Origin of the sequence: Methylobacterium sp. B1 (assembly GCF_000333255.1) — a bacterium.
GTDB classification, from domain to species: domain Bacteria; phylum Pseudomonadota; class Alphaproteobacteria; order Rhizobiales; family Beijerinckiaceae; genus Methylobacterium; species Methylobacterium fujisawaense.
Genome location: NZ_BACT01000198.1, coordinates 1 through 6,277 on the forward strand (window position 1 = coordinate 1; position 6,277 = coordinate 6,277).

Annotated in this window: 7 protein-coding genes; 5 read left to right on the plus strand and 2 right to left on the minus strand. The window is 68.8% G+C overall.

All coding sequences use genetic code 11. The features are described from left to right. On the minus strand, nt 1-213 hold a 213-nt coding region (locus I53_RS05240; protein WP_043347466.1), incomplete at its 3' end, for a polyhydroxyalkanoate synthesis regulator DNA-binding domain-containing protein. A gap of 325 nt (nt 214-538) precedes the next feature. Between I53_RS05240 and I53_RS05245 the strand changes: the two genes are divergently transcribed. The 4 genes from I53_RS05245 to I53_RS05260 all read left to right on the plus strand — a co-directional run bounded on the left by I53_RS05245 (nt 539) and on the right by I53_RS05260 (nt 3,788). Next, on the plus strand, nt 539-1,723 hold the full coding sequence (locus tag I53_RS05245; RefSeq protein WP_043347468.1) for an acetyl-CoA C-acetyltransferase: 1,185 nt from the start codon (nt 539-541) through the stop codon (nt 1,721-1,723). Between the two features lie 114 nt (nt 1,724-1,837). Beyond that, nucleotides 1,838-2,566, plus strand: a complete 729-nt coding sequence (gene phbB, locus I53_RS05250) for an acetoacetyl-CoA reductase (RefSeq protein ID WP_043347469.1) — start codon at nt 1,838-1,840, stop codon at nt 2,564-2,566. Between the two features lie 529 nt (nt 2,567-3,095). Beyond that, nucleotides 3,096-3,527 carry a hypothetical protein gene (locus I53_RS05255; RefSeq protein WP_081948722.1) on the plus strand — a complete coding sequence of 144 codons (432 nt, stop codon included), beginning with the start codon at nt 3,096-3,098 and terminating at the stop codon, nt 3,525-3,527. Nucleotides 3,528-3,548: 21 nt separating this feature from the next. Further along, complete coding sequence (locus I53_RS05260) at nt 3,549-3,788, plus strand: hypothetical protein (protein ID WP_043347471.1); 240 nt, start codon at nt 3,549-3,551, stop codon at nt 3,786-3,788. A 172-nt stretch (nt 3,789-3,960) separates the two neighbouring features. Here the strand turns inward: I53_RS05260 and I53_RS05265 are convergent, their stop codons facing one another. Continuing rightward, nucleotides 3,961-5,187, minus strand: coding sequence for a glycerophosphodiester phosphodiesterase family protein (locus I53_RS05265; protein ID WP_043347473.1), 1,227 nt, complete (start codon nt 5,185-5,187; stop codon nt 3,961-3,963). 97 nt (nt 5,188-5,284) lie between these two features. On the opposite strand from I53_RS05265, the gene I53_RS05270 reads away from it, so the two are divergent. Then, nucleotides 5,285-6,208, plus strand: coding sequence for a DMT family transporter (locus I53_RS05270; protein ID WP_051044680.1), 924 nt, complete (start codon nt 5,285-5,287; stop codon nt 6,206-6,208). The last annotated feature ends 69 nt before the right edge of the window (nt 6,209-6,277 follow it).

Below are 6,277 nucleotides of genomic sequence, written 5' to 3' on the forward strand. Positions count from 1 at the left end.
GGCCTTGTTCTCCTGCTCGAAGATGATCTGCGTGAGGACCGAGCGGGTGATGTCGTCGCCGGTGCGCGCGTCGTACACGACGAAATCCTCGCCGTTCTGGACCATCGTGGCGAGGTCCTCCAGCGTCACGTAGGTCGAGGTACCTGTGTGATAGAGGCGCCGGTTGGCGTACTTCTTGATGACGGTCTGGGTGGCCTTGACGGTATCCGCCATCGGGAACGGCCTTTCTGGACTCGGGACCGGGGGGCGTTGCAGACGCGCGGTGCAGTCTGGCGGGGCTGTCTTCGCGCCCGCAGCACGATCCTTAAAGCCTTCCCCGGGCGCAGAAAACAGCAAACTGCACCTCTTCAACGCAGAATAATGCAGAGGGTGTGGGGCCGGAGCGCCATTTCAGTTTCGCGGACGCGTCATCGGCACGTTTTGGCGCTTTGATAGACAACCTTGACTTCGCCCATCTCAAGCCCTTCATCCCAGGGCCGGCACAGAGCGCGCCCCAAAACGTGGAAGGCGCGCCGGCTCGCGAGAGGAGAACGTTCACATGGCAGGCAGCGAAGAGATCGTCATCGTCGGGGCCGCGCGCACGCCGGTCGGCTCGTTCGGCGGCGCCTTCGGGGCGGTGCCGGCCCATGAGCTCGGTGCGACCGCCATCAAGGCCGCCCTGGAGCGGGCCAAGGTCTCGCCCGACGATGTGGACGAGGTGATCTTTGGCCAGGTCCTCACCGCGGGCGCCGGCCAGAATCCCGCCCGTCAGGCGGCCATCAAGGCCGGCATTCCCGAGAAGGCCACCGCCTGGGGCCTCAACCAGGTCTGCGGCTCGGGCCTGCGCACGGTCGCGATCGGCATGCAGCAGATCGCCAACGGCGACGCCAAGGTCATCGTCGCCGGCGGCCAGGAATCGATGTCGCTCTCGCCCCACGCGCAGTACCTGCGCGGCGGCCAGAAGATGGGCGACGTCAAGCTCGTCGACACGATGATCAAGGACGGGCTCTGGGACGCCTTCAACGGCTACCACATGGGTCAGACCGCCGAGAACGTCGCCCAGGCCTTCCAGCTCACCCGCGAGCAGCAGGACCAGTTCGCGACCCGCTCGCAGAACAAGGCCGAGGCCGCCCGCAAGGAGGGCCGCTTCAAGGACGAGATCGTCCCCGTCACCGTGCCGGGCAAGAAGGGCGACACCGTCGTCGACACCGACGAGTACATCCGCGACGGCGCCACCATCGAGGCCATGGCCAAGCTGAAGCCGGCCTTCGCCAAGGACGGCACCGTGACGGCCGCCAACGCCTCGGGCCTCAACGACGGCGCCGCCGCCCTCGTGCTGATGTCGGCCTCGGAGGCCGAGCGCCGCGGCCTGACCCCGCTCGCCAAGATCAAGTCCTGGGCGACCGCGGGCGTCGATCCCAAGGTGATGGGCACCGGCCCGATCCCGGCTTCCCGCAAGGCCCTGGAGAAGGCCGGCTGGAAGCCCTCCGACCTCGACCTGATCGAGGCCAACGAGGCCTTCGCGGCCCAGGCGCTGGCGGTGAACAAGGACATGGGCTGGGACGACGCGAAGGTGAACGTCAACGGCGGCGCCATCGCCATCGGCCACCCGATCGGCGCGTCCGGCGCCCGCGTCCTCGTCACGCTGCTGCACGAGATGAAGCGCCGCGACGCCAAGAAGGGCCTCGCCACCCTCTGCATCGGCGGCGGCATGGGCGTCGCGATGTGCATCGAGCGGACCTGATCGCAGCGGGGCGTCAGCCCCGCTGGACAACTTAGACTTAAGGCCGAGATCACAAAAATTCGCGTGCGGACGCCATCCGCACGCGGCATCACGGGATGCGAACAGGAGGAAACAATGGCTCAAGGACGCGTCGCCCTGGTCACGGGCGGCACTCGCGGTATCGGCGCGGCGATCTCGAAGCGGCTCAAGGACAAGGGCTATCGGGTCGCGGCCAATTACGGCGGCAACGACGAGGCGGCCAACGCCTTCAAGGCCGAGACCGGCATCCCGGTCTTCAAGTTCGACGTGGGCGATCTCGCGAGCTGCGAGGCCGGCATCAAGGCCGTCGAGGCCGAGCTGGGGCCGATCGAGGTGCTGGTGAACAACGCCGGCATCACCCGGGACGGCGCCTTCCACAAGATGACCTTCGACAAGTGGCAGGCGGTCATCAAGACCAACCTCGATTCGATGTTCACCTGCACGCGTCCGCTGATCGAGGGCATGCGCAGCCGCAACTTCGGCCGCATCATCATCATCTCGTCGATCAACGGCCAGAAGGGCCAGGCCGGCCAGACCAACTACTCGGCCGCCAAGGCCGGCGTGATCGGCTTTGCCAAGGCCCTGGCGCAGGAGAGCGCGTCCAAGGGCATCACGGTGAACGTGATCGCGCCGGGCTACATCGCCACCGAGATGGTGATGGCGGTGCCGGAGGAGATCCGCAACAAGATCATCTCCACGATTCCCACGGGTCGCCTGGGCGAAGCCAGCGAGATCGCGCACGCGGTCGAGTACCTCGCCAGCGACGAGGCCGGCTTCGTGAACGGTTCGACGCTGACCATCAACGGCGGCCAGCACTTCGTCTGATCGCCAGCGGGCGCGCCGGATCGATCCGGCGCGCCCGACGCAGGGCCGAGGCCCCCGCGGCCGGTCCCTCTCGCGCCCGATCGCTTCGATGACGGCCGCCTCGGGCTGCGCCTCATCGCGTGCGCCGCGCAGCCGGCGCGCCGCCCGTTCCCCATCGGGGCGCGCTTCGCCCGTGCAGACCGTCGCCGCGGCCAGAGTCCGGCGGCGCCCGCTGATCGCCCGAGTGCCAGACGCCGCGCGGATCCCGCAGATCGGCGACGCGGACGATCCGACCCGGCAAGCCTGACGAAAGTCCTACCTGGCCTGCGCGGTCTCCGCGCGGCTTCGGGATAACGGGCATTGCGGGCAGCGATCGGCCCCGGCGCCCGCGTGTTCTGCGACACGAACAATTCGACCTGCCTCGTATAGACCTTCTTTCATCGGCTCGCGGATGGTCCTGCCGACAGAAATCGAGGTCCCGGGCGTCATGAACAACTGGTTTCACGGTAAATTCGGCGTTCATTTTATCGGTGGCGGCCAGGAGAGTTCTTTGCGCGATACGGCTTCGCGTGCCGGCCAGAGCGAGGGCAGCCTCAACCGCACGCTGCCCACCGTCGCGAAGCTCGGTCTCGCCGCCGCCTGCGCCCTGGGCTTGGCCGCCTGCGTCACGCCGCAGGAGCGCCACGCGATGGATCAGAACCAGTGCTACGCCTTCGGCTTCGAGCCCGACACCGACGGCTTTGCCGAGTGCATGATGGGCCTCCATCAGCAGCGCGCCGTCGCCCAGGCCAACAGCAACCTGTATTGGCAGGCGCAGCTCGCCGAGCAGAACCGCCGCCGCGAGGCCCGGCAGGATCTCTACAAGATCGCCAGCCTGCAGCGGAGCGGCGACCCCCGCTTCCCCATCTGCGGCGCCTCGTCCGATGGCGGCATGGATCGCCGGACCATGACTTGGTACGGCCCGAACTGCCGCGCCCGCTGACCGCTATCAGGGAGATCGACGATGTCGGACGTCATCACGCCGCGGCCGGGGAACGCCAGCACGTTCATCTTCGCCACGACGGCGATGTTCGCGGCCACGATCGGGATGGTCACGCAGGACTGGGGATGGTTCGTCTTGGCGATGCTCGGAAGTGCCGGGGTGCAGTGCGTGATCTACATGCCGCTTCAGCGATGGTTCGGCTGGAAGCCGCTCGATTTCGGCCATCTGGGTCATCTCGTCCTGCTGCTCTCCCCGCTCTGAGACGCCCATCCCCGGCAGCGCCCCAAGGGGCTGCTGCCGGTTCTCCGGATCGCTCACCCCGAGACAACACTCATGACGCTCGCCCTGATCATCACCGGCTTCCTCATCGTCAACTTCATGATGGCCGGCGTCTTCTCCCTCGTAGCCCTGTGGGCCGACTGAGCCGCACTCCTTAGGGCGCGCCGACGCAGTTGGCGTAGAAGGTCGTGGTCGCAGGCCAGTCGGAGAAGACGCCCAGCACGCCCACCTGCCCGTGCAGGACATCGAGCAGCCGCAGGATGTCGCCGTCGCCGGTCACCACCGGCTTGATCGATTGATAATAGTACCCGCCGCCGCCCTTCAGGGGGCCCGAGCGCTCCAGGGACCACGCGATCAGGCCCAGGCCGGCCTTCTTCGCCTCCCGGGCGTAGGTCGAGGGCTCGATCGTCCCATCAGGCCCCGGCCGCACCAGCATCCAGAGCGGTGGCGCCAGGATCTTCACGCCCTTCTGCGCGAGTTCGGTCATGCCGGGCTGCCACGTAGCGGGCTTCTCCGGGTCGAAGCCCTTCGCGGTCTCGTCGCGGTCGTCGAGGAAGATCGCCTGGCGGCCGAAATCCGGATCCTTCTCCAGCCAGTACAGGATGTCCCGCAGCTGGAAGCTCTGCGGATAGACGTCGGAGGCCGGGATGCCGGCCTGCCGGTACTCGTCGATCAGCTGCTGGGCGTACATGTCCTGGGTGTAGGTGCCGTCGAACGGCATCGGCACCTGGGGGGCCTTCAATTCGGGGGTGAACTTCCGCCCCAGCCCCTTCACCAGCGCGATGTACTCCTTGTGGGACATCAGCGTGCCGGTGCCGGCGTAGAGATCGGTACGCCAGCGCGGGGTCGCGTTCATGTAGGCCGTCACGCTGGTGGCGTCCGGATCGGCGGCGTCCATCTTCCCGTTCAGCGACTTGAACTCGTCCAGCGTCAGGTCGCTGGTGCAGCACTTGGCCGAGGCCTTGCGGCCGGTGGCCGGATCGGCCGGCGTGAAGCCCTGCGTGCATTTCGCCGCGAGCTCGGGCCGGGCCAGGATGTCGGTGGTCGTGTGCAGATCGCACTGGCTGTGACGGCAGACGAGCTGGCGGTCCTTGGTGAAGGCCACGTCGCACTCGATGATCCCGGCGCCCATCCGGTCGGCGGCGAGCACCCCCTCCCGTGTATGCTCCGGAAACATCAGCGGCGCGCCGCGATGCGAGATCGAGAAGGTCCTGGGCGTGTAGGTCCGGTCGATTCCGCAGGCGGCGAGCGTGTCCTTGAGCGGGCCGGGCTTCAACTGGTCGACGAGGTAGAAGGGCCGCGGCCCGAGCTGGGCGGCCTCGCCGGCGAGGCCGGGTCCCGCCCCCAGGAGCAGCCCCAGCCCGATCATGAACGCACGCATCGCGAACCTCCCGTTTCAGGTCGCCGGTAGAGGGCCACGGTGACAGCGGCGTGACCCCGGTCTCGCCGACTCGGAAGCGGCGTGATAGCGGCACGCCATGACCGCGCCTGCATCGATCTCGACCCTGCGCACGCAGAGCGCAACCGCCACTGTCGCGGGCTTCGGTGCGATCCTGCTGTGGTCGCTGCTCGCCCTGTTCACGGCCGCCTCCGGGACGGTGCCGCCGTTCCAGCTCGCCGCCATGACCTTCCTGATCGGCGGCCTGTGCGGCTGCGCGACCTGGATCGTCCGGCCGAGCCGCGCCCGCGCCCTGATCCAGCCCTGGCCGGTCTGGCTGCTCGGGGTCGGAGGCCTGTTCGGCTACCACGCCCTTTACTTCAGCGCCCTGCGCCTCGCGCCGCCGGCCGAGGCCGGGCTGATCAACTATCTCTGGCCGCTGCTGATCGTCCTGTTCTCGGCCCGCCTGCCGGGCTCGGGCGGGTTGCGCCCGGGCCATCTCATCGGGGCGATCCTCGGTCTCGCCGGCGTCGCGGCCCTGTTCGCCGGACGGGCCGATCTCACCTTCGCTGCGGGCGCGCTGCCGGGCTACGCGGCCTCCCTGGCGGCGGCCTTCGTCTGGGCCGGATACTCGGTGCTCTCGGCCCGGGTCGGGCAGGTGCCGACCGACGCGGTCGCAGGGTTCTGCCTCGCCACGGCGGCGCTCAGCCTCGCGTGCCATCTGGCCTTCGAGGCGACGGTCTGGCCGGCCGATGCGGTGCAATGGGGCGCCGTGCTCCTGCTGGGTCTCGGGCCCGTGGGGGCGGCCTTCTATCTCTGGGATATCGGCTGCAAGCGCGGCGACGTCCGGCTCCTCGGTGTCACGGCCTACGCGGCGCCGGTCCTCTCGACGCTGATCCTGGTGGCGGCGGGCTATGCCAGCCCGAGCCCCGCCCTGGCGGTCGCCTGCCTGCTCATCGTGGCGGGGGCGCTCACGGCGGTGCGGACGTCGCGGACGTCGCGGACGGCGCCGAAGCGAGGCTAGCGCCGCGGCGTCGGCCGCCAGTCCGGCGGCGCCATCTCGAAGCCGGCGAAGTCGAAGCCCGGCGAGACC